At 39.9% G+C, this 25,751-nt stretch carries 22 protein-coding genes, 3 tRNA genes and 4 pseudogenes; 8 read left to right on the top strand and 21 right to left on the bottom strand.

Annotated elements, in window-relative coordinates; translation table 11 throughout:
* Positions 1–16: 16 nt before the first annotated feature.
* Together HUK62_RS02090 and HUK62_RS02085 are read right to left on the bottom strand one after the other, a co-directional pair.
* Positions 17–685 (bottom strand): hypothetical protein, encoded by a 669-nt coding sequence (locus HUK62_RS02090; protein WP_176536964.1) that lies wholly within the window; start codon positions 683–685, stop codon positions 17–19.
* A gap of 2 nt (positions 686–687) precedes the next feature.
* A pseudogene (locus HUK62_RS02085) lies at positions 688–2,679 on the bottom strand (hypothetical protein); the annotation flags it as partial.
* Between the two features lie 100 nt (positions 2,680–2,779).
* Here HUK62_RS02085 and HUK62_RS02080 point away from each other — a divergent pair.
* The gene (locus tag HUK62_RS02080) at positions 2,780–3,748 is read left to right on the top strand and encodes an IS30 family transposase (RefSeq protein ID WP_081398964.1); all 969 of its coding nucleotides are present in this window, start codon (positions 2,780–2,782) and stop codon (positions 3,746–3,748) included.
* Positions 3,749–3,754: 6 nt separating this feature from the next.
* Here HUK62_RS02080 and HUK62_RS02075 read toward each other — a convergent pair.
* From HUK62_RS02075 to HUK62_RS02060, 4 genes and pseudogenes are all read right to left on the bottom strand, one after another.
* A pseudogene (locus HUK62_RS02075) lies at positions 3,755–4,132 on the bottom strand (hypothetical protein); the annotation flags it as partial.
* The gene (locus HUK62_RS02070; protein WP_176536963.1) at positions 4,129–4,692 is read right to left on the bottom strand and encodes a hypothetical protein; all 564 of its coding nucleotides are present in this window, start codon (positions 4,690–4,692) and stop codon (positions 4,129–4,131) included. The gene HUK62_RS02070 and the pseudogene HUK62_RS02075, both read right to left, overlap by 4 nt.
* Complete coding sequence (locus tag HUK62_RS02065) at positions 4,692–8,024, bottom strand: type VI secretion system Vgr family protein (RefSeq protein ID WP_176536962.1); 3,333 nt, start codon at positions 8,022–8,024, stop codon at positions 4,692–4,694. The genes HUK62_RS02070 and HUK62_RS02065 overlap by 1 nt, the downstream gene beginning before the upstream one ends.
* A 153-nt stretch (positions 8,025–8,177) precedes the next feature.
* Positions 8,178–9,878, bottom strand: coding sequence for an NAD-dependent malic enzyme (locus HUK62_RS02060; RefSeq protein ID WP_176536961.1), 1,701 nt, complete (start codon positions 9,876–9,878; stop codon positions 8,178–8,180).
* Positions 9,879–10,150: 272 nt separating this feature from the next.
* Here HUK62_RS02060 and HUK62_RS02055 point away from each other — a divergent pair, with 272 nt between their 5' ends.
* Positions 10,151–10,750, top strand: coding sequence for a hypothetical protein (locus HUK62_RS02055; protein WP_176536960.1), 600 nt, complete (start codon positions 10,151–10,153; stop codon positions 10,748–10,750).
* A gap of 8 nt (positions 10,751–10,758) precedes the next feature.
* Here the strand turns inward: HUK62_RS02055 and HUK62_RS02050 are convergent, their stop codons facing one another.
* Positions 10,759–11,043, bottom strand: a complete 285-nt coding sequence (locus tag HUK62_RS02050; RefSeq protein WP_176536959.1) for a DUF2798 domain-containing protein — start codon at positions 11,041–11,043, stop codon at positions 10,759–10,761.
* A 177-nt stretch (positions 11,044–11,220) separates the two neighbouring features.
* On the opposite strand from HUK62_RS02050, the gene argS reads away from it, so the two are divergent.
* On the top strand, positions 11,221–13,026 hold the full coding sequence (gene argS, locus HUK62_RS02045) for an arginine--tRNA ligase (protein ID WP_176536958.1): 1,806 nt from the start codon (positions 11,221–11,223) through the stop codon (positions 13,024–13,026).
* A gap of 278 nt (positions 13,027–13,304) precedes the next feature.
* On the top strand, positions 13,305–13,907 hold the full coding sequence (locus HUK62_RS02040; RefSeq protein ID WP_078426288.1) for an SPOR domain-containing protein: 603 nt from the start codon (positions 13,305–13,307) through the stop codon (positions 13,905–13,907).
* A gap of 29 nt (positions 13,908–13,936) precedes the next feature.
* Here HUK62_RS02040 and HUK62_RS02035 read toward each other — a convergent pair.
* From HUK62_RS02035 to HUK62_RS01995, 9 genes and pseudogenes are all read right to left on the bottom strand, one after another.
* Positions 13,937–14,535, bottom strand: a pseudogene (locus HUK62_RS02035) (alpha/beta hydrolase).
* 14 nt (positions 14,536–14,549) lie between these two features.
* Positions 14,550–15,191 (bottom strand): glutathione S-transferase, encoded by a 642-nt coding sequence (locus HUK62_RS02030; RefSeq protein ID WP_176536957.1) that lies wholly within the window; start codon positions 15,189–15,191, stop codon positions 14,550–14,552.
* A gap of 128 nt (positions 15,192–15,319) precedes the next feature.
* On the bottom strand, positions 15,320–15,718 hold the full coding sequence (locus HUK62_RS02025) for an OsmC family protein (protein WP_176536956.1): 399 nt from the start codon (positions 15,716–15,718) through the stop codon (positions 15,320–15,322).
* 102 nt (positions 15,719–15,820) lie between these two features.
* Positions 15,821–16,768 (bottom strand): pirin family protein, encoded by a 948-nt coding sequence (locus tag HUK62_RS02020; protein WP_058868666.1) that lies wholly within the window; start codon positions 16,766–16,768, stop codon positions 15,821–15,823.
* 272 nt (positions 16,769–17,040) lie between these two features.
* Positions 17,041–17,658, bottom strand: coding sequence for a hypothetical protein (locus HUK62_RS02015; protein WP_058868665.1), 618 nt, complete (start codon positions 17,656–17,658; stop codon positions 17,041–17,043).
* Positions 17,630–18,514, bottom strand: coding sequence for a DNA cytosine methyltransferase (locus HUK62_RS02010; RefSeq protein WP_201702121.1), 885 nt, complete (start codon positions 18,512–18,514; stop codon positions 17,630–17,632). Before HUK62_RS02010 ends, HUK62_RS02015 begins: the two co-directional genes overlap by 29 nt.
* A 5-nt stretch (positions 18,515–18,519) precedes the next feature.
* The gene (guaA, locus tag HUK62_RS02005) at positions 18,520–20,088 is read right to left on the bottom strand and encodes a glutamine-hydrolyzing GMP synthase (RefSeq protein WP_004684379.1); all 1,569 of its coding nucleotides are present in this window, start codon (positions 20,086–20,088) and stop codon (positions 18,520–18,522) included.
* Positions 20,089–20,235: 147 nt separating this feature from the next.
* A complete protein-coding gene (locus HUK62_RS02000; protein WP_078426284.1) occupies positions 20,236–20,583 on the bottom strand; it encodes a NirD/YgiW/YdeI family stress tolerance protein in 348 nt (115 codons plus the stop codon).
* A gap of 126 nt (positions 20,584–20,709) precedes the next feature.
* Positions 20,710–21,096: pseudogene (locus HUK62_RS01995) on the bottom strand (DoxX family protein).
* A 212-nt stretch (positions 21,097–21,308) separates the two neighbouring features.
* Here HUK62_RS01995 and HUK62_RS01990 point away from each other — a divergent pair.
* Positions 21,309–21,947, top strand: a complete 639-nt coding sequence (locus HUK62_RS01990) for a DedA family protein (protein WP_078426283.1) — start codon at positions 21,309–21,311, stop codon at positions 21,945–21,947.
* Between the two features lie 3 nt (positions 21,948–21,950).
* On the opposite strand, the gene HUK62_RS01985 is transcribed toward HUK62_RS01990, so the two are convergent.
* From HUK62_RS01985 to HUK62_RS01965, 5 genes are all read right to left on the bottom strand, one after another.
* A complete protein-coding gene (locus HUK62_RS01985) occupies positions 21,951–22,544 on the bottom strand; it encodes a LysE family transporter (protein WP_176538430.1) in 594 nt (197 codons plus the stop codon).
* 215 nt (positions 22,545–22,759) lie between these two features.
* A complete protein-coding gene (locus HUK62_RS01980; RefSeq protein ID WP_176536955.1) occupies positions 22,760–23,149 on the bottom strand; it encodes a hypothetical protein in 390 nt (129 codons plus the stop codon).
* Complete coding sequence (locus tag HUK62_RS01975) at positions 23,146–24,000, bottom strand: ParA family protein (protein ID WP_004684373.1); 855 nt, start codon at positions 23,998–24,000, stop codon at positions 23,146–23,148. Before HUK62_RS01975 ends, HUK62_RS01980 begins: the two co-directional genes overlap by 4 nt.
* A gap of 85 nt (positions 24,001–24,085) precedes the next feature.
* Positions 24,086–24,478, bottom strand: coding sequence for a SirB2 family protein (locus HUK62_RS01970; RefSeq protein ID WP_005401912.1), 393 nt, complete (start codon positions 24,476–24,478; stop codon positions 24,086–24,088).
* 14 nt (positions 24,479–24,492) lie between these two features.
* The gene (locus tag HUK62_RS01965; RefSeq protein ID WP_176536954.1) at positions 24,493–24,801 is read right to left on the bottom strand and encodes a BolA family protein; all 309 of its coding nucleotides are present in this window, start codon (positions 24,799–24,801) and stop codon (positions 24,493–24,495) included.
* Between the two features lie 220 nt (positions 24,802–25,021).
* Here HUK62_RS01965 and HUK62_RS01960 point away from each other — a divergent pair.
* From HUK62_RS01960 to HUK62_RS01950, 3 genes are all read left to right on the top strand, one after another.
* A tRNA-Gly gene (locus tag HUK62_RS01960) sits at positions 25,022–25,097 on the top strand.
* Between the two features lie 41 nt (positions 25,098–25,138).
* A tRNA-Gly gene (locus HUK62_RS01955) sits at positions 25,139–25,214 on the top strand.
* Positions 25,215–25,251: 37 nt separating this feature from the next.
* Positions 25,252–25,327 (top strand) — tRNA-Gly (locus HUK62_RS01950).
* Positions 25,328–25,751 lie beyond the last annotated feature (424 nt).

The raw sequence follows: 25,751 nt of genomic DNA, 5'->3' as shown, positions 1-25,751 counted from the left end.
ACCTTTCTTTTTATTCTTATTTTTTTAAATCCAACAAGCCTGAGCTAACTATTTTATCATTTTCAGTACATGATGGCTGTATATCCATATCTAAAAAAGTATAACGGTGCAATAGTTTTTCCTCATTATTGTGCCCTCCCCAAATATTAAAATGTGAACCTTCCTGTGAAAAACATTCAGTTATAACATTTGGAATACTATTTCCAATTAGATCTACTCCTCTAATTTTTCCATTATTATACATAATTTGGCTTTGACTTAACTGAAAACCATAACCTCGAATAGAGGTTCGAGTTCTTTTATCAATATTATAAAAATAGTTAGGTTCATCAGTTACAAACGTTAAGTTTGAAACACAATCAGTATCATCCTTTTTAGTTACTGGTTTCACCATATCATATTTAAATTTTTCATCTTCCTTATATATAATAATAACATCATTATTAATTGGTTTTTCACTTACAATACATCCTTCTTTAGAGTTTAATAATACATAAATTTTATTATCTAAGGCTTTCTTTATATCTTTACTACTGTGCAAAATCTTCCCAGGTGATAAATCTGATTGTGGCGTCTCTATTTTCTGTTGTTCAATCGATTTAGCATGAGCAGTCTCACCTAAATATTTAGTTTCGCAAGCACTTAAACTCAATAAGCACATAATAATCAATGTTTTATAAATCACTTTTACCTACCTGTGTGTGACCAATGAGGTGCATCTTTACTACCATACCAAATTACACTATGTTTTTTCCCTAATTGCGTTAATGTAGACCAACTGGTAATTTTTGTGCTTTCACCATCAATAGTCACAACTTTTCCAATATAATTAGATATTTTCATATCTACTGCCATTTTTCTATTATGGTTTGAGGATCCTGGCTTACCCACTGGGTTATCCCCTATACCATATTTTTGATGCATTGCTTTGGCAGCTTTTACTGCTTCAGCTTTCTTTCCTTTATGTGTCCAATCAATACTTACTCCTGGGAAAGGAGGTACTTTATCTACAGCTATTTTCCCTCTTGCTATTGCTGTAGAATAGTACATTAAATAACTTCTTTTATCAGGGCGCCAAGTTGTGTTAATTACAACATTAATACCGGCATTTTTCATACCATTAATAAATTTTGTTGCGTTCGTTTTAAAAGGTTCAGCCAAGTCATTTAAACTACTACTTTGTAGAAATAAACCACACCAATCAGCACCACTAACTCTTAGTTGTGAGAAATCTGCTTTAGCAACATGAATAGATATAGGTTGCATATCTTTTTTCAATACGATCTGAGTCAACAAGTTATTATTTTCAAAAATTTTAATTGTTTGCCCAGATTGTCCCTTATGATTTTTTGCCCCTACACCACTAACGCCGCTTATATGAGATTTTTTATTTCCTTTATACTCAAGTACATATTCACAATCACTAGCCAATTGATGAGATACTTTGTCATAAGTTAAGACTTTAAATTCTATATCACTATTATCTGTAACAATTGTTTTAGGATGTCCTTCAGTGCTGGTTTTTACTTTTTCATCTCTCTTAGGAGTAGAATCCTGAGATTCAACAGGCTTTTGAATTGGTTGTTTACGTTTTGATTCGGAAGAAATAGCAGTCGGTTGTTGTGTTTCATGAACTTTGCTACCCACCTTGATATTTTTTGATGCGTGTTCTATTGCAGAAGAATCAACATCTATAATACGAAGTGCTTTATTTTTATCAACTTTGATTGTAAGTAGGTTCCTTTCATCTCTCAATTTATAATTAAGTTCAAATCCTGGCATCGCACTAACCGTTATTTTTCCACTACTATTGGTTTTTTTTGGCTTTGAGTTATTTCTATATTTTTGAATTAAATTTAAATTTGTAATAGGTTTTTTAGTGCTTCCATGCCTAAAAAGTATATCAAAAGTATATAAATTAAGTTTTACAGTTTTTACCCCCATACCATCTTGTACTGTAAAACGATTAATCTCTTGCTTTGTGTCTCGCCCACTAATTAAAACTACAATTTCCTCACCACTTAATCCTATTAAACCATTTTCAATACCATCAGCACCTGCACGGTGTTTCTTTTCAATATTTTTATATTTTAAAAAGTAAGAAAAATTGGGAATCGTCTTATTTTCACTATCTATAACCTTAATACTGAAATTAATATTTTTTTGCTGAACATCATTTTCATCTACTTTCGACGTTTGCTCAATACTCGCTTTGTTATCCTCTTTCTCAGGCTCTTGTTTCTGTGAAGACGTCGGTTGTTGGATATGGATATCCGTTTGAGATTTTATTCCACTACTGCTATTTGCAACCACTAACACCGATGAATGATTTTTTCCATCTGCAATTAGCTTTATTTCATTCTTATTATTATCAAGAAGTTGAACACCATCAACAGTAAATCTTGCCCCCCAACCATCTTTTACTAAAAATGATCTGATTTTACCCTGATTATTGGTTATTAAGTTAGTAAGTGATGGAACCTCTTTCGTTTTTTTGTACCCAATACTTACTTTAGATTTAACAAGGGCATTAGCACTTCTATCCACAAATTGAACATAAAAACGAGATGTGCCTTTATATCTGTACCATTGCATATCATCATTTTCTGTTCCTTTTATTTTCACTTCTTCAGTTAAAGAGCTTTTAGCAAAATCTGGGATTAAAGAAGGCAGAGTAAAACTTGAAGTGCGACATAAACCACCTAATTAATTTAAAGGGTTTATGGAGTATATAAAATTGTCATACCATCATCTTAACTTTGAAGATCGTACTGCATTAATGCTTGAGTCAAGAAAAGAAGGCTTTTCAGCCAGAAAATTTGCTGAACTCATTAAAAGACATCCTAGTACGATCTATCGTGAGCTTAAAAGAAATAGCATCAATGACGTTTATCAAGCTCAATATGCTTCTGATAACACCTTCGCTAGACGTAGACGTGGTCACAGAAAACTCAAAATCGATTCAATCCTCTGGAAATTTATTGTTGAAGCGATCCGTTGTTTATGGTCTCCTCAGCAAATAGCAAAGCGTTTAAAGACATTTCCTGATTTGGATCAAACAATGAATGTAAGCCATACAACGATTTATTCAACGATACGAGCATTACCAAAGGGTGAGTTGAAAAAAGACTTATTATCCTGTCTGCGTCATGAAAATAAAAAGCGAAAAGCTAACGGTGAACCTAAAAAAGATTCTATATTACAGGATATTAAAACTATTCATGAGCGCCCAGCCGAAGTTCAAGAAAGAAAAATACCGGGTCATTGGGAAGCTGATTTAATTAAAGGTAAAGACAATAAAAGTTCGATAGCAACACTTATTGAACGAAATACACGGCTCTGTATCTTGGCAACATTACCTGATGCAAAGGCAGAATCAGTGCGCAAGGCTTTAACTGAAGCTCTGAAATATTTACCTGCAGAACTGCGTAAAACGTTGACCTATGACCGTGGACGCGAGATGGCAGAACATAAAATACTTGAAGAAGATTTAGGCATAGATGTATATTTCTGTGACCCACATTCACCCTGGCAAAAAGGCACATGCGAAAATATGAATGGTTTAATTAGGCAATATTTACCTAAAGGGATTGATTTAAATCAGGCAGATCAGCATTATTTAAATCAAGTTGCCATGTCACTGAATACTCGTCCTAGAAAAGCGTTAGATTGGCTTACACCATTAGAGAAATTTGCTCAGCTTGTTGATTATCATAAGACTTTTCAAACTGTCGCACCTCATGTTTGAATTCGCCGAAGTATATTTACTAGGGTTTTTACTATGTAAAGCAGCTTGAGCTTTAGGGCTGAAATATAAAACAACTCCGTTTGTTATATCCTCTTCTAATCCTTGATAAATTGGAGATATCGCATCAACAATATCTTGTGTATGATCCGATATGTTTCCTAAACGCATTTCTGTCACAGCTTTTTTAAAAGGTCCATTTTTATCGGTAATTGCATCAAAATTCTTTTTTAAAATATCACTAACATCTCTCGCATTGACCCACTCTGCAAAACCTATTCTATTCTTTATACAATGGGCAACAGCTTTCCAGGTATTTACACTACATCCTCCTGCTTCACCTGCTACAGTTCCAACATATTTAATAAACTCTTCTGAATAGCTCATTTTTCATAATTTCCACATGGGTTTTTTATTTTCTTTTTAAATAAAATTTCACCAAAATCATTTGCAATCAAATTTAGATTACCAAATTTATCAAAATACGACATCTCATTAAAATCACTATAATAATTAAATTTTGATGGAAGAATATCAAATTTTTTTTCATTTAAATTTATTAAAGTTTTTCTAGTATTAGAAAATATTTTTTTTGCATATATTTTCTTTTCATTACTATCACTCTCTATAACGCATTTTGATTTAAAATCAACTTTAATCAACTCCTCAGTATAATATTTTGCATGCTTACCAATAAAATAATTCCCTACACAAGGCGAACCACATGAACTCACCACATGAAAAACATCTTTACCAATTTCTTCAATACTTGGTGATTTTATATTACGTAAGAAAATATTTTTTTCATTACCATTTATCAATACTAAATCACAACTTGTTTCATATTCATCAGTACATTGCGAAATAACATTAAAATCATCTTCTGCATAAATTTTTAGTGATAAAAAAACAAAAATTAAACAAGCAATATTTTTTTTATTAAGCATTATTCAACCTCCCTTGTATTATTACGTATATGTTCATGCTCCTCTCCACAACCACATACTGTAACTTCATCTTCATCCAAAGACTCTGTCTCTTGTTCAGGGGGTAAGTCTTTAATTTCTGTCAAATATGCGCCTGGTACTAATGAGAGTTCTACATTATCAACAGCGTCACTATAAACACGTGCACTGCTTTGCTGCTCAAACTCATATTCAGCTTCAATTTTTTTAGAATGATTTATTAATTTATATTTCATATTTTTCAATATATTCGGATCAAAAATTTGGCTCAGATCAAATCTCATACTATACATTCCACTCTCAGGCATTTTAGGTAATTCAGCATTTACTGTGGCCCCACCCACAAAACTATGCTGCCCCGCCTTACTTTCAAACTTTCCACCTGTTGTCGTAAAAATTCCATCCCCATTAATTTTGAGCTGTGAACCACCAGCAGTCAGTACAATTTCTTTCGGACTGGTTATTTCTATTTTATCTTCTGTTGAAATTAGCTTAATCACCTTACGCGCAATCGCTTCTATTGCATCATCTTGCGCCTGTAATTCAACTTTTCCTTTCGCAGCAAATGCCTTTAGCCCTTTTTGCGCAGCAAATAAGCTCACCTTATCCTGTGCATGCGCAATAATATTCTTCTGGGCACTTAAGTTGATGGATCCCTGTGCACTTTCAGCGATGTCTTGAGAAGCTTGTAAAACAATATCTTCAGGCGTCGTTAAAGCAATACCATTGGGGGAAGCCAGCAGCATTAAAGCCTGACGAAAGATCTTCGCTTGAGCTTGATTCTGAGTATCCTGCGTTTGCTCTGCCTCTTGAGCATATGTCTCCATAAAGCCTTGCATGGAGCCCAATGCCTGCATGGGATTAACATTCAGTTTGCTGCCTTTATTAAAGCTTCCGCAGGCACTGGTCAGGTCAAAGTCTTTCATCTCAACATTGGCAATCACTTTGCCTACATCTTTTAAAGCGGCGAATGGATCTGCGTTCAATTTTTCTTTAACGCCTTGCAACTGACTTTTCAAAGCATCTGTGCCATGTTCTTCGAGGTTATCAATAAAGGCTTTTAAATTACCTATTGAAGCCTCTGCATCCCGAAAATAATCTTTAAATTCATTAATCAAATTGTCCGTATCTTGACCAAATTTTTGAATATCCTCAAGAAAACCCCCGCACGTTTTTAATGCCGAAATCGGATCCTGACTAACTGCGGATTTAAATAAACCAACAGTTGCTTGGAGGGCTTGATTGGCCCCTTTTAGCTCTACAGACTGAATCAATTTAGGCAGACGATTGATCACATTCAGTGCATCAGTCTGTTGTTTAACAGCCAAAGTACTCAGCATGTGCATACTGTCATGACCTTGCTGCAAGATGGACTGGGCTTCTGATGCAGCCAAATGATCCGCAACCGCTTGATCCTGTGCATAGGTACTAATCAAGAGACCCTTGCCTGCACGCATGGCTCCCCATTGATCCGTTCTTAACTCAAAACCCTCACCACGCCCATCACTGTTCTCAGTTTCTTTCGGATGACTGAGGTTACCTAGATTAAGCTGACTCGCTCCATGACTGCTATGTAGCTGCACACTAATTTGCCCTGTCGTATCATCAAAACGCAGCTGGTTAAAACCTTGCCCTGCAACTTCTTGTGAACGAATCCCGCTGAGTTTTTTCGTCGCAGGCAATGTCCCTTTCACATCAAACATGGTTTGGTGGCGCTCCGCTTCATGAATACGTCCCACCACAAAAGGTCGATCGACATCCCCCTCAAAGAAGTCGATGACCACAATTTCTCCGACACGCGGATGAAAACGTGCTCCATATCCCTCACCCGCCCATGGAGTCAATACATCGACCCATGCCGAGTCCGTGTCATTGTCATTTGCACCTGCACCACCATCATGAGCATGGTCATCACTACGCGTAAACATAAAGCGAACTTTAATTCGCCCCCATGCATCCACATAAATTTCTTCTCCCTCAGGTCCGACGACTTTGGCCCGTAAAGGATAGGCTGCTGGACGGTGTATCCACGCTTGATATTCAGGAACAATTTTGACCTCACGGCGTACGACAAAGAGTTCATTGGCTTGTCTTTCCTCACTCAGAGCTTGCCAGCGACTTCCTTTTAGTAACAGATTGATTTGCTGTAGCAACTCTTTGGGTAAATTATTTTGGTTATAAAAGACTTTGCCTAAAATGAGAAATTCACGCTCTACGGACACATGTTGGTCTATTTCAGGATGATCCACCATTTCAAACCAATAGCCCACTTGCGCATCTCGAACGCTACTTTTTGCTGTGAAATATTTGGCCTGAAGCTCATGATATTGGTTCAGTTGTTGGTTGAGACGATCTAGTTGACTGCTATTGGCAGACGTGGCCTGATCCGCACCCTGTAGATCAGCTGTCCATGCTGGACTGACACACCAGACTTGTTCCAAACCCAAGCTTTCATTGTCCTGTTGATCACTGTGCTGATGCGCACTCAATACAGCCTGACTCTGATCTTGAGCTAAATGTTGCGCTTGCCAACGTTGCGTCTGTACCGTGGTGGACTGTAAGTGACGTTCAGCAATAAAACTGGTGATGCTATCAAAAGGCTCGGTGGCATGGCTGCGGTGGAAACGAATCTTTCGGCGACCCAGTGCTGTAAAAGCTTGATTATCATCCATCAAACGAAGTTGCTGTGCCTGAATTGGTTCGGACGAACTGAACACCATCGGAACTTGTTCATCGATCAACCAATTAATACCTTCACTCCGCCATAATCGAGTGAGAAACTCAGCGTCGGTTTCATTAGACTGCATGACAAAGGGGCGTACATCATAATCACGACTCAAACCGTCTAAGTTCAGGCTTAAGCTGGCTGCAAATAATGTACTGTGACTTTGCCATTCACTAAACAGAGTTTCAGTGATTTCACGAACACTTTTACTCATAAACACGCGACTATTTCTGCGCTTATGCCACAGCGCTGTTGCATCTTCAATCGTCAGTTTATAAACAGTTAGCGCACCATCACTTTGCCCCTGACTGGCACTGGTAATCACCCCTGTCAGACGAGAAAGCTGCCCCACATCCGTGACCTGATCAACTGCGATACGCCCACCAATGAACTGTTTTAAAGGCAGATAAGCATTGGTCGATAGACATAGAATTTCAGCTTTTAGGCCCTGATTAATGCGATGTTCACCCTCAATCCGCTGAATAAACACCTGTGTGTTCAAAGCCGGATTGGAAAAATGAATATGCAGAGCACGTTTTTGTGAGCCGAATCCAAAGGATTCCAGCATTTTATAAATAGAATTGAACATGATCATTGTTAACTTATTGGTTTTTATACTTGTGCGCGGAGTGTACAAAATGTCTTTTTTTTAATCTAGTAAAATAATGTTAATGAAGACTTAGCTCTAAAAAAAAACAAAAAGGAGCAGCATGCTCCTTTTTGTTCGATCTCATTTTAAGCTTTAGAAGGCGACACGTTTATAGTGACGATACTCTGGCTTCCAGAAGTTTTTCTCAATCGCGTATTGCAATTGTTCATCACTAATAATCGGAGCTACACCTGCACCCATTGCTGCTTTGGCCACTTTAAAGGCTATCAGCTTAGAGACTTTCTGAATTTCATCAATCTCAGGCAATAAATCTGCTGTAGGGTTCACCAGCATCGGTGAGCAATCTGCCAAAGCATTACTCGATGCAATCAGCATCGAATCGGTCACACGGGTTGCATTGGCCGCAATCACGCCTAACCCAATGCCCGGGAAGATATATGAGTTATTGCACTGCGAAATATTATAAATTTTGCCTTGATAGTTGACTGGAGCAAAAGGACTGCCCGTCGCAATCAAAGCCTTACCGCCCGTCCAGTGAATAATATCTGCTGGCACTGCTTCAACACGCGAAGTTGGGTTAGACAGTGGCAATACAATCGGACGATCACAGTTCGAAGCCAAAGTGCGAATTACTTCTTCAGTGAATAAGCCCGGCTGACCCGATACCCCAATCAACACGGTAGGTTTGGCATTTTTCACAACATCGAGCAGTGAAATCACTTCTTCAGCATTGCCCCATTGCGCTATCACATTTGGCTTTTGCGCCAATTTACGTTGGAAATCGAGTAGATTCGGCTGATTTTCAGTGATTAAACCAAAACGATCGACCATATACACGCGTGCACGCGCTTCGGCATCAGTTAAACCTTCAACTTTCATCTGTGCAACAATTTGCTCAGCAATCCCACAGCCTGCTGAACCCGCACCTAAGAAGGCAACGGTTTGATCTTTGAGCTGTTTACCTGCCGCACGTGATGCAGCAATCAAACTGCCCACAGAAACGGCTGCGGTACCTTGAATATCATCATTAAAACAACAGATTTCATCACGGTACTTATTCAATAACGGCATGGCATTATTTTGTGCGAAGTCTTCGAATTGAATTAAGGCTTTCGGCCAACGACGCTTGATCGCAGCAATCACTTCATCAACAAAAGCATAGTACTCATCACCACTGATGCGCGGTTGATTCCAACCCATATAAATCGGGTCATTGAGTAACTGCTGATTATTGGTACCGACATCGAGGGTAATTGGTAACGTATAAGCTGGGCTAATACCCCCACACGCGGTATATAGCGACAATTTTCCAATCGGAATACCCATCCCGCCAATACCTTGGTCGCCCAAGCCTAAAATACGCTCGCCGTCGGTAATCACAATAACTTTGACATTTTTCTTGTTGATGTTATGCAAGATGTCATCAATATGCGCACGGTCTGGATAGGAAATAAATGTACCACGATGGCGACGATAAATATCCGAGAAACGCTGACAGGCCTCACCCACCGTTGGAGTATAGATAATTGGCATCATCTCACTTAAATGGTTTTCAATGAGGTGATAGAACAAGGTTTCGTTGGTGTCTTGAATGTTACGCAAGTAAATGTGTTTATTGATCGCATCATTAAAAGCACAGTACTGTTGATAAGAACGCTGACTTTGTTCTTCAATGCTTTCTTCAACATGTGGAATTAAACCATGCAAGTTGAAGCGAGTGCGCTCTTCTTCCGTAAACGCCGATCCTTTATTTAACAGCGGCAACTCAAGCAAGGTATTGCCCGCATAAGGGAGGTATAAGGGTTGTTTTGTCTTTAAATATTCTGTCGTCATTACCTATCTCGTTATACATAGATTTAGATGAACCTATGGGGAGAATCTATGCATCTAATTCGGCTACTAGCTTAGCGTCATTTGCTCGTCTTTTGATATTTATAAGCGTGATGTAATTATCAAAGCGATTTAGTCTGAAAATAAAAATCAAACCGACTCAACGCAAAAATGACTTTTATGACAGCCTTTCGGTCAAATAGCGCATGGATAAAATTTGAACTTGAACAAAGCTCAAGCTAAGCTAGCGCTTTTATTTCTTCTTTATATTAAAAATGATCATCAAAAAACTGATGTTGTTGAGCCTTACATGTCTTTACATCACGCAAATGACAGCATGCCAATCTATTTCTACGGCGCAAACGACAGTGAGTGATAAAATTACAGGACTATTTGGTCATAACGAAAAACTGCCTGAAATCGATCCCAAAGGCATTGTCGATATCAGTAAAGCCACCATCGAGCAATATGAGCAACTCAGTGCAAATTTACCCTTGAACCAATGGGTCTATTTGGAGAATGAAAAACAAGGGATTTATCAGCTACAAAACAAATCAACTGAAGGCTTTGTAATCTCACTGCGTCTGAATTGTAAAATCAGCAGTCATCCCCCTACGTTTGAGCTTCAAGATGCGCAAGGCAAACGTATCTTATACGGCTATGATAAAGAAGCAGGACAGATTCAGTTTTTACTCGACAACAAAAACTACGGCAATCCGTTTGATCCATTTCAACGCCAAACCCTAAGTCGTTTTCAACAACAGCTTGCCAGTGCCAAAGTGATTAAACTCTTTCATGCCGGCAAACTGTATCGTTTTCAAAACCAAAATGCGGAACTCCTCAGCAAACCTGTCTCATGCCGTGAAAATAGCTAAAATGGGGCTTATTTCGGTGGGTTCAAATGTGACATATCAACAAATACACCGGTCAAACGGCGCACAATCGGCAGTACAATGAGCACTACAGGATAGGCCACCAACCAAGACATCATCCATGCGGACAGCCAAACCTGTAGGAAATTGTCCACCCAACCCAAATTGCGCCAAAGATTGATCATCGAGATAATGCCACTCATAAAAAATGAGATAAAAAACGGCAAAATAAACATTGCATATTTTGCTGGTAACTTGGGAATATTGCCAATGATCATCGGTCGCTGTTCAGACACGTTTTATCCTTAAAAGTATGCGTTTTGGTTCTCATCATACTGCGCTTTTCATGTTTATTGCAGCGCAATCGTTAGCAGTTTTTGAACATTTTTTATTCTAAAAAAATGGATTCACCTAAAGACGTGGAAATTTGCTATATTTAGCGTTTTTCTGCGACATTAAATTTTCGACTGAATATGAACACGGCAATCCAAGCAGCTCTCGAGCACGCAGTGCAAAACCTTCAAGCTGAAGGTATCCTTCCAGCAGACTGGAACAACAGCAGTACTTTGACGCGTACCAAAGACCGAAGCCACGGGGATTTCGCGTCCAATATCGCGATGATTGCCTCTAAAGCTGCGGGTATGAAGCCACGTGATTTAGCCGAAAAAATTCTTGCTGCACTGCCTGAAGTAGCGGATATCAGCAAAGCAGAAATCGCAGGCCCTGGCTTTATTAACTTCTTCTTAAATGCTGATCAACGTTTTGCCGTGCTCGATCAAATTCAAGCGCAAGGCAAGCAATTTGGCCGCACTCAAGCCAATGCTGCGAAAAAAATACAAGTAGAATTCGTTTCTGCCAATCCAACGTCTAGCTTGCACGTTGGTCATGGTCGTGGCGCTGCCTATGGGATGACGGTTGCAACGTTGCTTGAAGCAACAGGTGCAACAGTAGACCGTGAATATTATGTGAATGATGCAGGCCGTCAAATGGACATCCTTGCAACATCTACCTATTTGCGCTACCTCGAATTAACAGGCCAAGAACTGGTTTTCCCTAAAAATGCCTATCAAGGCGATTATGTTAAAGAAATCGCGCAAAGTATTATCGATGCTGATGGCGATGCTTACGTTCGCCCTGTAGCAGACGTCTATAAAGATGTTCCTGAAGATGTACAATATGCAGAAGAACTCGATGCTGAAGGCAATAAAGTTGTCCTTTTAGGCGACAAAGAAAAGCACATCGATGGTTTAATCCATAATTCACAAAGCTTAATCGGTGAAGCTTACCGCGTATTCCACCAAGCAGCGCTGAATGTGATCTTAGATGACATCAAAGATGACTTGGGCGAGTTTGGTGTAACCTTTAACCAATGGTTCAGTGAAGCTTCATTGACAGACAAAATTGATGAAGCTTTAGAAACTTTAGAACAACGTGGTTTCTTATATGAAAAAGACGGCAACATTTGGTTCAAATCGACTGAATTTGGCGATGAAAAAGACCGTGTTGTGAAGCGTCGTAATGGACAAACTACGTACTTTGCTTCTGACATTGCTTATCATCTGAACAAATTACAACGTGGCTATACCGATATCATTGATATCTGGGGCTCAGACCACCATGGCTATATTTCACGGGTCAAAGCCGCCATTGATGCCTTGGGTTATGACTCGAAAAAACTCACCGTTCTATTGGTTCAGTTCGTCAGCCTATGGCGTGGTGGTGAGATGGTACAAATGTCATCTCGTTCTGGTCAGTTCGTGACTTTACGCGACCTGCGTAAAGAAGTGGGCAACGACGCTGCGCGTTTCTACTACGTGATGCGTAAGTCCGAGCAACACATTGACTTTGACTTAGACCTTGCGGTTTCACAAAGCAAAGACAATGCGGTGTACTACATCCAATATGCGCACGCACGTGTCAATCGTATGGTCGATGTGAAAGCCCCTGAAAAAGGCATTCCTTTTGATCGTAGCAAAGCAGCTGATTACGATGCGACCTTATTAACTCTTGACGCTGAAACTGAAATTCTTGCCAAACTTGCAGCCTATCCTGAAATTGTGCTTCGTGCTGCAAATAGCTATGAACCACACCAAGTGGGTAACTATTTGAAAGAACTCGCAGCGTTATTCCATGGTTGGTATAACTTGGATAATACAAGAATTATCGACGAACAAAATATTGCCCTTTCGCAAGCCCGTTTATTACTTTCAATAAACGTACAACAAGTTTTGCGTAATGGTTTAGAGTTACTAGGTGTGTCTGCACCTGAGACGATGTAATCTGAAAAGCAAAGCTTCACACATGGCTGCAAGACCGAAAGCTATGCTTGAGGTACCGATGTAAAAAGCAACGCTTTGCACATCGTCGCAAGATGGAGAGCTTTGCCCGAAGTAGCCATATCAACCCCGATGTATTGCTCGCTTTGTGAAACTTGAATTTTGCAAAGCGATTCTTTATTTTACAATGACGCCTCTTTTAATTGCTTGAGGCCAAGTACTAAAATAAAGCAAAGAATGGGCCAGTCCCTCATATTGATTAGAAGAAAAGAGGTTTCCACGTGTTTGGAAAAACGCAGCGCGGTGTATCTGAAAGACCGAACAAACCCAAAAAGCCACTGATTCCAGCTTGGCTCGGTACACTTGTGGTCATTTTAATCGTGCTCTGTTTTGCTGTAGCACTGTTACTGTGGAAGCCTTGGGCGCCAGTGAAGCCGAAAGGTCAAATCACCTCGGAACATTATCAAGAAGAAACCAATAAAGACTACCGTTTCTACGACTTACTGCCACAGCAGCAAGTGACTCCGATTCCAGATCAAGCCATTCCTGAAACCAAAGACAATCCAAGCACTGTGGTGATTGTTGAAGCACCTGCTGCCGAAGAAAGCATCCCTGCTGAACCGGGTTTAACCGAAGCAGCACCGACACCGCAAGCGCCAAGCTTTATATTACAAGTCCGCAGTTACCCCGACCCTGACAGTGCCGATGCACGTCGTGCAGAAATTATCTTAAATGGTCTCTCTGCCGATGTCGTCAAAACCGTTGAAGGCGGCCAAACATGGTATCGCGTGATTTCAGGGCCATATGACTCGCAAGAAGCCGCGGTGATTGCACAGCAAACCCTACAACATAGCGGGATTGATTCGATTGTAGTCAAACGCTAAAACAAAAAAGGATGCCTCGGCATCCTTTTTTATACTCTGAGTTTGGCGAGAAAATTTTGAATCAATTGCACAACATGCTCAGCATGCACATAAGCCAAATCATGTTGACCCTGTGACACGATGTGCAATTCAGCATGTGGTATTTGACGGTGTAAGGACTGCCCCACCGCAACAGGACTAATCGGATCTACATCGCCCCAAATCAACAAAACTGGACACTGGATACGCTCCAGACTGTCTGTCAAATCAGACTGATGCTGAACAAACCAATCAGGAACCGTAAAGCTCTGTTGATAATCCTCTCTCCAATCCGCCACCTGAAAAAAACTTAAATCAATGCCACCTGAGGTTGCCACGAGTACCAAAGCCTGCACCTGCTCAGGCTTTTGTAAGGCAGCTTGTACTGCAAAAATACCGTCCATCGATTGTGCAACGACCACAGAAGGCTGTTGGATTTGATTCAATACATCGTCTTGTAAGCTCTCAAAACTCTGCACATCCACATCATCAGAATAGTCACCAAAGCTCGGATAAGCGACGACCATGGTTGAATCGTCTGTAGGCGTTGGATAACAGGTTGCCAGAATGCCGTATTGCCCGACGCACCAGGCAAAAAAATCAGGTTCAAATCATCACCATCCACTAGAACCCACTGAGCTCTTTGGCTTTTTTAAATGCTGGGCGCTGCTGAATGCGCTGTGCATAAGTAACCATTTGAGGGTTATGGGCTTTTACCCGCTCTTGCATCGCCACCACAGGAAAGCTCATTTGAATATCGGCAAAGGAAAAATCACCTGCAAAATAGTCATGTTGAGACAAATAATCTTCCAAATATGCACTGTGTTCTTTCAAGCGTGGATTAATAAAGCCGCCTTTCACCCCATCACAAATTTTATTGGCAAGCGGTTTAATTAGAAAGGGAACATGTTTCGGTACATGACTCATCACCAAAGTCATAACCAAATATGGCATCAACGAGCCTTCGGCATAATGCATCCAGTAGTTGTATTGCATTAAATCCTTTGGATTTTGCGGTTTAAACTTGTGCTCCGTATCGTAGGTGGCTTGTAGGTATTCCAAAATCACCGCAGATTCTGCTATGACCAAATCACCATCGGTCAAAACAGGGGCTTTGCCTAAGGGATGAATGTTTTTTAACTCAGGTGGCGCAGCATAGGTCGGTAGGCGTTTATAAAACTTCACCTCATACTCCAACCCTAACTCTTCCAAAGCCCATAAAATGCGTAAAGAGCGTGAATGTTCCAAATGGTGCAGGGTGATCATTGTTTTACCTTTTTTAATTGAAATCTAGCACCCACTTTACTCTAAAATTTGGATTTTGCACCTCTCGATACACATGAATATCCAGTCGCACAAAATCCTTTACCGCCTATAAAAAACCGTCAAGCGAGTTAGACAATTGAGGTTTCAATCTCGACGGAACGTAATAAAGTTTTAGTGACTGGTGTTTTTTGACAGATGTCTAAGATTTTTTGGCGTACTTCTTCTGTCAATGTTTGCTCAAACGACAAACGACGGCTGATCCATTCTCGGCCTTCTTTATTGGCATTAAAATCTGCTTCGACACTAAAAGCCCCCCACTCAATACCTTTGTGCTGCGCATACATACGTAGGGTAATCATGGTGCAGGAAATCAAACCTGTACAAATAAAGTCATAAGGTGCAGGGCCTTTATCTTGACCGCCAAAAGATGCTGGTTTATCGGTAATAAATTGGTGTTGTCCACTGCTTACTTCACCAGACCATGCTTCGACGCATGTTTTGACTTCTGCATTCGCAATGATTGCCATTTTTTTATTATCCTATTTTTCATTGATATTATTTTGAATAGGTTTCAAGTATTGAAACTGTCCACCTATTCTGTTGTTGAACGACTTGTCGCAGTATTCAATTTATTTTGAAGCACGCATTTGGTCTGGAAATGCTGGAGCTTCCAAACGTGGACCTTCATAGTCAGGAATGGAACCAAAACGTTCATCTTGTGCAATCCACTGATCACGCGCAATTTTCAATTCTTCTTGAGTACGACCAACAAAGTTCCACCACAGTAAAATTGGACTTTCAAATGGCTCACCACCTAACAGTAACAAGCGGCTACCAGCATGGATTTCAATTTCAATCGCACTTACACCCTGCTCGAGTACCACCATATTGTCTTCTGTCAGTTCGTGCCCATTAACCGTGGCCGTTCCTTCTAAAGCCATAAAGCCATATTCAAAGTTTGGATTGAGTGTTAAACGGGTTTTGGTGCTTTCTGTTGCGCTTAAGTCCACTCCTAACAGCTCGGTATAAACACTCACAGGTGAGGTAGTATTTAAAAACTCTCCGACCAAAATGGTAAATGCTACCCCATCTTTTTCCACCACTGGCAGTTCTGGATAGTGATCGAAACGGGGTTCAACAGCAATTTTTGCATCGGGTAATGCAATCCACAATTGTGCCGCATGCATTTTGGTTTCTGTATCTGGTGCGACTTCCGTATGGGAAATCCCGTGTCCTGCGGTCATTAAATTGACCTGTTTTGGACGAATCAGCTGTTTGCTGCCCAAACTGTCGGTATGCATCATGGTGCCTTCAATCATCCATGTAAAGGTTTGCAAACCAATATGTGGATGTGGACCAACATCTAAACCATCCCCTTGTGGGAAAGTTACAGGGCCTGCGTGATCTAAGAAACACCATGCGCCAATCATTCGTTTATGGCGACTTGGCAGCGCGCGTTTGATGACCGTCCCTTGGCCTATTTCCGCACTTCTCAGTGGAAACTCTTGAATGAATTGATTTACGTATTTTTCACAGTCATCCGAATGTGATAGTTCAGTATAGTTATTATTCGTCATGTGCTTACTCATTACAGATCCATATATCCCAGATCATAACAAGCAGATTCCCAACTGCACATCCCTAAAAATAGAATGCTGATTCTTAAACATGGGACAATACCTTGTGTTTTCAAAACCTAAGTTCAAGGCAATGAGTGGATGTAAAAATGTTGTTACATCTTTATAAGGTGTGTTTTTGCTCTGCAAAAGTGTTTTAGAAGTGATGGAAAGCCATCGCTTAGGAAGAATCAAAAGTTTTCTTTATCGAAACAATGTAAGCTTATTATTTACTAATTTTTGACTATTTCATAAATCTGAGAAGACGTAATAATTTCTACCGCTTTAGGTTTTTCCAAATTGATAGATGAGAGGAACTCTATCATTTCATCAAATGAGATTTCATCCCCTAATACAATGTCATCAATTCCTAAAAGGTCTCCCTCTTTTAACTTTTTTTCTAATCTCATGGCTTCAGGTTTATCCATAGTAACTAAGTAACACCTAGCCTTACGGTGTACATATTTTAATGATACAGCTTCTAAATCGGCCTGCTTATATCTCTCTCTTAAGGATGTCTTAGCCGAAATTGATATTGGACCAAATTCTTTACTATAAACAATCAGATCAAAGTTAACATTTGGTACAAAAACAACATTTGCTTGAGAAAAAATTGGCCCGATTCCGCTCTCAAGCATTACTGTCGCAATAATTACCTCAAATACTTTACCATTAATATTGTTATTGTTTGGACAATTGTCTTTATATGCTTTCCATAGAACTTGTAGTTGTTCATGCGGTTTTAAATTTTGAATATCTAAACTCTTTTCAAGAACCAGTTTAAAAGCCTCATATACAGCCCCTTTCTTTACAATGTTATATTTATTTAATAAGTGTGAATTGTTCTGCACTTAGTTTTTCCTTAATTTTTTTATAGAATGCTTCTATGGCATCAACTGATACAGAATTTCCTAACTGTTTCATTGCCTCTATTTCAGATACAGGAAAAATGAAATCCGAAGGAAACCCTTGCATCAAAAGACCTTGTTTAGAAGTTAAACGTCGAATCTCACCATCAACTTTATAAAATTCCCAATTTCGTCGATCACCATAAACTGATCCACGCCCACCAACTCGTAGTGTAAAGCCAACTTCTTTTTCACAATTGCCTGAAAAAATATCACTCATTGTATATTTCAATGGAAGCTTTTCTGGTAGCTCTATTTTTGTTACACCATCTCGAAAACCAATCATAAAAAGACGAGGCCGATGCTGTGGTAAACCATAGTCGCTTGATTTTACAACAAAACTTTGAAAGCTATAACCAAGTGCCTCAAGTTTTTCTTGAATAACTGAAAAAGTACGCCCATTATCGTGCTTAAGCAATCCGCGTACATTTTCCAAAAAATAGGCTTCTGGTCTTTTTTCTTCTAAAATTTGCAAAATATTAAAAAATAAAGTTCCTCTGACATCATCGAAACCTTTTTTTTGTCCTGCTTGACTAAACGGCTGACATGGAAAGCCCGCACACAAGATCTCATGATCAGGAATCTGTTGTGGTTCAATTAATGTAATATCACCATGCCAAGCATCTTTATCCAAACTATGATTGGCTAAATATGTTTTCTTAGCCTTTTCATTAATTTCAGACGCAAAAACACATTGTGCGCCTTGTCGCGCAAGGGCTAGATGGAAACCACCTATCCCTGCGAACAAGTCAATAAAGCGAATTTGTTGCATTTGATCGAAAAACTGCAACTGTTGCACTTGCTTTATTCCCACTCAATCGTTGCTGGTGGCTTAGACGACACGTCATAAACCACACGTGAAACATCTTTAATTTCATTCATGATACGAGTCGAAATTTTATCTACAAGATCATAAGGAAGATGTGCAAAACGCGCTGTCATAAAGTCAACGGTTTCAACAGCACGAAGTGCAATCACCCATGCATAACGACGACCATCACCGACGACACCAACAGATTTCACCGGTTGGAATACAGCGAAGGCTTGCGCAGTTTTATCATACCAACCGCTGGCACGAAGCTCTTGCATGAAGATGTCATCTGCAAGACGTAAAATGTCTGCATATTCTTTCTTCACTTCACCCAAAATACGCACGCCCAAACCTGGACCTGGGAATGGATGACGATATAGCATTTCAAACGGTAAACCTAAAGTTGTGCCTAAACGACGCACTTCATCTTTAAACAAATCACGGATTGGCTCAACCAATTCAAAAGCTAAGTCATCTGGTAAACCGCCCACATTGTGGTGAGATTTAATCACATGAGCTTTACCATTTTTGGTTGCAGCAGATTCGATCACGTCTGGGTAAATCGTACCTTGAGCAAGGAAGTTTACGCCATCAAGTTTACGCGCTTCTTCAGCAAAAACTTCAATGAACTCACGACCAATGATTTTACGTTTCTTCTCAGGATCAACTTCACCCGCTAAAGCAGTCAAGAAACGCTCTTCAGCATCGGCACGAATCACACGGATACCCATGTTTTTCGCAAACATGTCCATCACTTGTTCGCCTTCGTTCAAACGAAGCAGGCCGTTGTCTACAAATACACAAGTCAATTGATCGCCAATCGCACGGTGTAAAAGCGCAGCAACCACTGATGAATCAACACCACCAGACAGACCTAAAAGAACTTTTTGATCGCCAATTTGTTGACGTAATTGTTCAACACGCAGGTCGATAATGTTTTCAGAGTTCCACAAGCTACGACAGCCACAAATGCTGTGTACAAAGTTCGATAATAACTCTGCACCTTTTGCAGTGTGTGTTACTTCTGGGTGGAACTGAATACCGTAGAAGCGACGTGTTTCATCAGAAACCATCGCCACTGGACAGCTTGGTGTGCTTGCAGTGATTTGGAAACCTTCAGGAATCGCTGTCACTTTGTCACCATGACTCATCCAGACTTTAAGTTGGTCTTTGGTGTCTTCAAGATCACCAATCAACTTGTCACGAACTTGGATGTTTACTTCGGCATAACCGAACTCATGTACAGTACCCGGCTCAACTTTACCGCCAAGCTGTGCAGACATGGTTTGTAAGCCATAGCAAATACCCAAAACTGGTACACCTAAGTTGAACACAACTTCTGGCGCACGTGGGCTGCCTTCTTCGTGTACGCTCTCAGGACCACCTGATAAGATGATACCGTTTGGATTAAATGCACGAATGTCTTCTTCAGACATGTCATAGGCATACATTTCAGAATATACACCAGCTTCACGTACGCGGCGTGCAATAAGCTGGCTATATTGAGAACCGAAATCCAAAATAAGGATACGATCTTCAGTAATTTGAGTATTGGTAGTCATGACAAACAACTATGAAAGGCAAACGAATATAAGCGCCGCATTCTAGCATTTTTCCGCGCATAACGCACATAATTCGGACAAGCTTTATACAACGCTTAAAACCTAATGGTTTTTATATCAAAAAGCACGCTTTCGCGTGCCTGATGTTTATTTCAAAACTTTTTCTATTTTAACGACTTCAATATCAGTCGGTTTATAACGATGTGTATCCACCTCACCGACCACCTGTACTTTATCGCCTGCTTTAATATTGGATGCTTTCCATAAATGGTCATCAATATCCAGCAAAATAACCCCTGTACCATCGCTGAACTCGTAGTGGTCTTCATTGAGATGTTTCAGCAGCGTGCCTTTTAAGGTGACCGCAGTTTCATCTTTGAGCTTTGCAATGGCTGACACAGAGACATGGTTCTTTGCAGCTTCTTGTAAAATGATATGATCATCTTTGGCCCATGCGCCAGCGGCAAGACTTAAACTTGTAATACATAACCCTATTTTAAAAAGATTTTTTCATCTTATTTTCCTCATGTTTTATTGATCTTGATCAAAAAAAATAACGTCCACACCGTACTTTTTTGTAAATAAAAAAGCAGCATCCTGCATGCTGCTTTTCATTTTGAATTATTTTTCAATCAAATGATCTAGACTCATTTTTCCTGCACCATGCAGCATTAGAAACAATAGACCACCTGCCATGGCAAAATTTTTCATAAAATTAATGCTGGCTTGTGCGCCATCGTGAAAAATAAACGCGGTAATAACACTAAATAGGTCTAAGCCAAACGCAGGAAAGTGGGCTTGAAAACCAAATAACAGCGCTAAGCCACTACCAAACTCAACTAAAATGGTTAAAGGTAATAGCGCTCCAAGCCCCCATATACCCTAAAGTTACGCTATAAGCTGAAATTTTTCCCTAGCTTGCAACAAGAGAATATAAGCCATCAGTACACGGGGAATTAAAGCTAAAACTACATCTGTATTGGGTTGATTGATAATATTTTTGGCCACAACATTTCAATTAAATATTTTTACACCTTTAAATACGTTTTATTTGAAGTTGTAGCTATCTTAATGTTCTCTATTTTTAGAATAAATATCCATTTTCATCACACATACTTTTAAGATAAGAACACTGATAGCTAAATTTATTTACGTTTTAATACTGACTTCTGATAACGAGACTGCTAGGATTTCCGCACTCTTTTGCTTATTTGTGCCCCATGGAACTGATTGATTTTATATTACATGTCGATGACCATCTGCTTGAGTTTATCACCAACTATGGGGTTTGGATTTATGCAATTTTGTTTCTCATCATCTTTGTGGAAACAGGTTTGGTGGTCATGCCGTTCCTACCCGGCGACAGCTTATTGTTTGCCGCAGGTGCCTTAGCAGCATCCACAGGTGCAATGAATCCGTGGACTCTTGGTGTTTTACTTTTTATCGCGGCCGTACTGGGCGATACGCTGAATTATCACATTGGTCGTTATATTGGACCGCGCGTTTTTGAAATCGAATCCCGTTTCATCAATAAACAACATCTGATTAATACACAAAAATTCTTTGAAAAACATGGTGGTAAAACCATTATTTTTGCGCGTTTTATTCCTTTTGCGCGGACTTTTGCACCTTTTGTAGCAGGTGCAGGAAAAATGGATTACAAATTTTTCCTGTCTTATAACCTAATTGGCGCATTCTGCTGGATTGGATCATTCATTACTTTAGGCTATATTTTTGGTAATGTGCCTGTGGTCAAAGACAATTTCACGCATCTGATTTTCGGCATTATTATTATTAGCATCTTGCCGGGAATCATTGGTTTTATTCGTGCCAAATTAAAGAAAAAAATCAACCACTGAAGCTTAAGCAAAAAAACGTAGAATTACGGGAAACATACACACCACCAACAACATGGCCGATCCTTTATATAAGAGATCGGCTTTTATTTGTTTGGACTCACCCGATAAAATGGCACGGCCAAAAGACATCCAGAACAGTGCCGTTGGCAATAACACCAGACTAAACACCGCAAAGACCAAAAAGAAATTGGTTGGATTATCCCAGGCTTCATAGGGAAAAATACCCGCAGCAAATAAGACCGCTTTCGGATTTTTCAAAGTAGAAAAAAATAATTGTTTAGGTCGAATCGAGGTAAAACGTTGATTATGTTTTTCTAGGTGTGAGCTTTTCCACAAATGAAAAGCCAGCCAGAACACATAGACTGCACTGAGTGCATGTAAAAGGTCTATCAGATAAGGCCAAGTCGGTGTACTGAGATGAATCAGGAGTACCCATAAATTGATGGCATAGAAATACCCAAACAGTTCTGCGGGTACAAGTAAGCTGGTCTTCGCCAGACCTTGCTGATGTGCAGAGCTTGCGAGTAAAGCATTGGTTGGTCCCGGAATCATCAAGACAGCAATCATTGCCAATACAAACAGCCAACTCTCAATCATAGACATCCAACAACAGCATTAAAGATGCGCAATTTAGCCGAAAAAGAACGGTTTCCTCAAGTCAAAGCGGAAAAAAATACAGAACCCATAAGGTAAAAAAGTGCGTGTTAAAACGATAGTCCATTGTTTTATTGAAATTATTTTCGAAACATTTTGCTAAGATTTTAATGACTGCTGAAAGGTTGAACCCTTCAGCAGGATGAATAAATGCGGCATTAATTCGTCTTATTTTGCACGGTAATCGCACAGCCTTTGAATTTTGCAGCCTGTACAATCGCCTCTTGCTGACCCAAAAGTCGTGAAATTTCAGTTTTTTTGGTATTCGATGATTGTCCCATATTGACTGAAACGCTTGGGCCAAAGCCCCAACCGCCACCATGACTCCATCCACCACCCAGACCTAGACCCACGCCGACACCCGTACGTTTTGCAGTAGGTGCACCTTCATCTAAATGTTGCTGAATCCGATTATATTCTGCTTGTAACTGTTGGCAGTTCAAAGCTTGATACTGTGTAGGAGAGACATAAGTCGGTTTAACCGTTGTGGCACAGGCGCTCAATAACAGCGTACTGCCCATTAAAAAAGCAATTGTGATCTTTTTCATGCTGAATCTCGCAATTTATTATTCTCAATCTCATTGAACAATGATTGATAGGCCTGCGTCAATTTATGATCGTGTGCCAAATGAATTAAGGGTAAATTTTTGTGATGCGATTCTTTCATCAGCACCGATGGGGGCAACATACTTTCTAGTACAGGAAGACCTTCATCCTTCAGCTGTTGCACCACTTCACGCGGAAGTTTGGCCTGCGCTTGGAACTGATTCACCACAATGCCTTCAATTTCCAAATGATCATTATGATCGTCTTGAGTTTCGAGCACATTTTCGATCAAAGTTTGCAATGCACGTTTAGAAAAGACATCACAATCAAACGGAATCAGGACTTTATTGGCTGCGATCAGTGCCGACAAAGTAAAGAAGTTAAAAGCTGGAGGTGTATCGATATAGACACGATCATATTTTCCAGCAAGTTGTTGTAACGCATCACGCAGTTTATAAATTTTATGTTTTGACTCTAAAGCATAAGCCAACGCCCCAAGGCTTGGGCTGGCTGGAATCACATCCAAATTTTTAAAAGGGGATTGGTGTACATAACTTTCTAAGCCTTTAGCCCGTCCTTTGAGGATCGAACCAATGGCACTGCCCAATAGACTTTTATTTTGAGTCGTTCCAAGCACTTCTTCAAAATAGTTTTCAATATTGGGTTCTAAAGCTGGTTTGTCTGCCGAATACGTTGCGTCATCGCCCAGCACATACTGACTCGAGTTCGCTTGCGGATCGAGATCAATCAATAAGGTTTTTAAGCCTTGATGTGCACTAATTGCCGCCAAATTTACTGCAATACTGGACTTACCGACACCACCTTTTTGATTAAATACCACACGTGTATGCATGAAATCCCCTCCCTCTTGTTATTTTTCCGCTATAAATAGCAGTGTAGCGCAGAACAATCGCTGTGCCGATGATTATGTCTAACAATTAGCCAAAGTTTGGTTTAATCATGACTAAACCTAAAATGGAAATCATCGCAACCACCGCCAAGAATAAGCCCGCTCGGCGCTGTGTAAGTAAAATGCTGTCTTCTTTTTTATAAGCTTTCGACAAAGAAGATAACATCACTAAAAATAAAACCACTTTGGCATAAAACCATGTTTGTACATCAAAGTTTTTCATGACCAAAAGGGCAATGCCAGTCAGTACAATCACCAGCATGCTTAAGTGCTGAAGGGCTACAAAAGCTGTTCGACCTGCTGGATTGGGCTGATTGCCTTGGACGCCTTTAAATAGCGTCATGGCACGCGCCAAAATCACGACACATGCCAAGCTGACCGCACTCATATGCACGATCTTAATCAATAATTGTGTTTCCATGACTGAATCTCTGCTTAGCTTTTCGGGGCATGTGCGCAATTTGGACTAGAAGTGTCTTGTCCTTGCCATTCTGCGGGTAAAAAGGCATGTATAGCCAAAGCATGAATTTTACCTGGACTGAGTAAGTCTCCTGCTACCGCATAAATTTTTTGATGACGCTGAACTAAACGTAATCCCGCAAAAATATCACTCACCACGATTACTTTAAAATGTGATTCTTTCCCTGGGAAATAGCCACCATGACCAGAAGATTCATTCACGACTTCTAAATGTGATGGGGAAAGCTGTTGTAAGCGTTCAATCAGTTGCTGCTCCAAGCTCATACCTGTCTCCAAAAATGATGATTCGTTCAAAGTATACCTGTTCCTTCGGGATGTTGAATGCGTAAAACTCTTTTCACTAGTATGAGGCACAACGTTTCGCGAGTAAAAGTTAAAAAAGCTCAAGGCATCGTCTAAAACTGGCTTTATTTTATGCAATTAAACTCAGCTTTTTCATAAAGCTATTGACCCTGAACTTGCTTGCTGTATCATACAGCGCTATGCGGGAATAGCTCAGTTGGTAGAGCACAACCTTGCCAAGGTTGGGGTCGCGAGTTCGAGTCTCGTTTCCCGCTCCAAATTTTTTTCAGTGTAAGTTTTAGCAAAAACTGCTCAATACGCGGGAATAGCTCAGTTGGTAGAGCACAACCTTGCCAAGGTTGGGGTCGCGAGTTCGAGTCTCGTTTCCCGCTCCATTTTTTAGTGTAAGTTTTAGTAAAAACTGCTCAATACGCGGGAATAGCTCAGTTGGTAGAGCACAACCTTGCCAAGGTTGGGGTCGCGAGTTCGAGTCTCGTTTCCCGCTCCAAATTCAAAAAAGCCCTCATCGAAAGATGGGGGCTTTTTTTATTGATTTAATTATGATTTTTTCAATGTTCAACTTATTCAAAGGCACCATACATGATGTCAGCATGATCTTGCTGTGAATGGTTTGTGACCAACATATGACCATTTTGTGCCTTACATATATACCTAATCTTAAATAACATTAAATTTGGTTAATTTACATTGGAACTTGGAGCTCAAATCAATAATTTAAAACTCTTATTAAAAGTTTTCATCCGTTCATTTTTTCATAGATAACTCAGTCAAAAATTGTGACCAGTTGTGACCAAAGGCTTTCTAAATACATAAGTAAAATTTGTTCTTTTAACAATAAACCATAGCATTTACTTATCTAAATAATTCCCAACGTATGGCTCCCATCGAAATAGGCTCACATTTGTGACAAA

Source organism: Acinetobacter sp. NEB 394 (genome assembly GCF_013374795.1).
GTDB classification, from domain to species: Bacteria; Pseudomonadota; Gammaproteobacteria; order Pseudomonadales; family Moraxellaceae; genus Acinetobacter; species Acinetobacter johnsonii.
Note: the sequence above shows the minus strand (reverse complement) of the source record. Positions and strands in the feature narration are given on the sequence as shown.

What these genes read in the sequence shown, in the direction of transcription:
- HUK62_RS02025 (WP_176536956.1), bottom strand. Translation starts at nt 15,718, where the DNA reads ATGGCAATCATTGCGAATGCAGAAGTCAAAACATGCGTCGAAGCATGG.
- argS (WP_176536958.1), top strand. Translation starts at nt 11,221, where the DNA reads ATGAACACGGCAATCCAAGCAGCTCTCGAGCACGCAGTGCAAAACCTT.
- HUK62_RS02055 (WP_176536960.1), top strand. Translation starts at nt 10,151, where the DNA reads ATGATCATCAAAAAACTGATGTTGTTGAGCCTTACATGTCTTTACATC.
- HUK62_RS02065 (WP_176536962.1), bottom strand. Translation starts at nt 8,024, where the DNA reads ATGTTCAATTCTATTTATAAAATGCTGGAATCCTTTGGATTCGGCTCA.
- guaA (WP_004684379.1), bottom strand. Translation starts at nt 20,088, where the DNA reads ATGACTACCAATACTCAAATTACTGAAGATCGTATCCTTATTTTGGAT.
- HUK62_RS01990 (WP_078426283.1), top strand. Translation starts at nt 21,309, where the DNA reads ATGGAACTGATTGATTTTATATTACATGTCGATGACCATCTGCTTGAG.
- HUK62_RS02080 (WP_081398964.1), top strand. Translation starts at nt 2,780, where the DNA reads ATGCTTGAGTCAAGAAAAGAAGGCTTTTCAGCCAGAAAATTTGCTGAA.
- HUK62_RS02030 (WP_176536957.1), bottom strand. Translation starts at nt 15,191, where the DNA reads ATGATCACCCTGCACCATTTGGAACATTCACGCTCTTTACGCATTTTA.
- HUK62_RS01975 (WP_004684373.1), bottom strand. Translation starts at nt 24,000, where the DNA reads ATGCATACACGTGTGGTATTTAATCAAAAAGGTGGTGTCGGTAAGTCC.
- HUK62_RS02070 (WP_176536963.1), bottom strand. Translation starts at nt 4,692, where the DNA reads ATGCTTAATAAAAAAAATATTGCTTGTTTAATTTTTGTTTTTTTATCA.
- HUK62_RS01985 (WP_176538430.1), bottom strand. Translation starts at nt 22,544, where the DNA reads ATGATTGAGAGTTGGCTGTTTGTATTGGCAATGATTGCTGTCTTGATG.
- HUK62_RS02020 (WP_058868666.1), bottom strand. Translation starts at nt 16,768, where the DNA reads ATGACGAATAATAACTATACTGAACTATCACATTCGGATGACTGTGAA.
- HUK62_RS01970 (WP_005401912.1), bottom strand. Translation starts at nt 24,478, where the DNA reads ATGGAAACACAATTATTGATTAAGATCGTGCATATGAGTGCGGTCAGC.
- HUK62_RS01965 (WP_176536954.1), bottom strand. Translation starts at nt 24,801, where the DNA reads ATGAGCTTGGAGCAGCAACTGATTGAACGCTTACAACAGCTTTCCCCA.
- HUK62_RS01980 (WP_176536955.1), bottom strand. Translation starts at nt 23,149, where the DNA reads ATGAAAAAGATCACAATTGCTTTTTTAATGGGCAGTACGCTGTTATTG.
- HUK62_RS02060 (WP_176536961.1), bottom strand. Translation starts at nt 9,878, where the DNA reads ATGACGACAGAATATTTAAAGACAAAACAACCCTTATACCTCCCTTAT.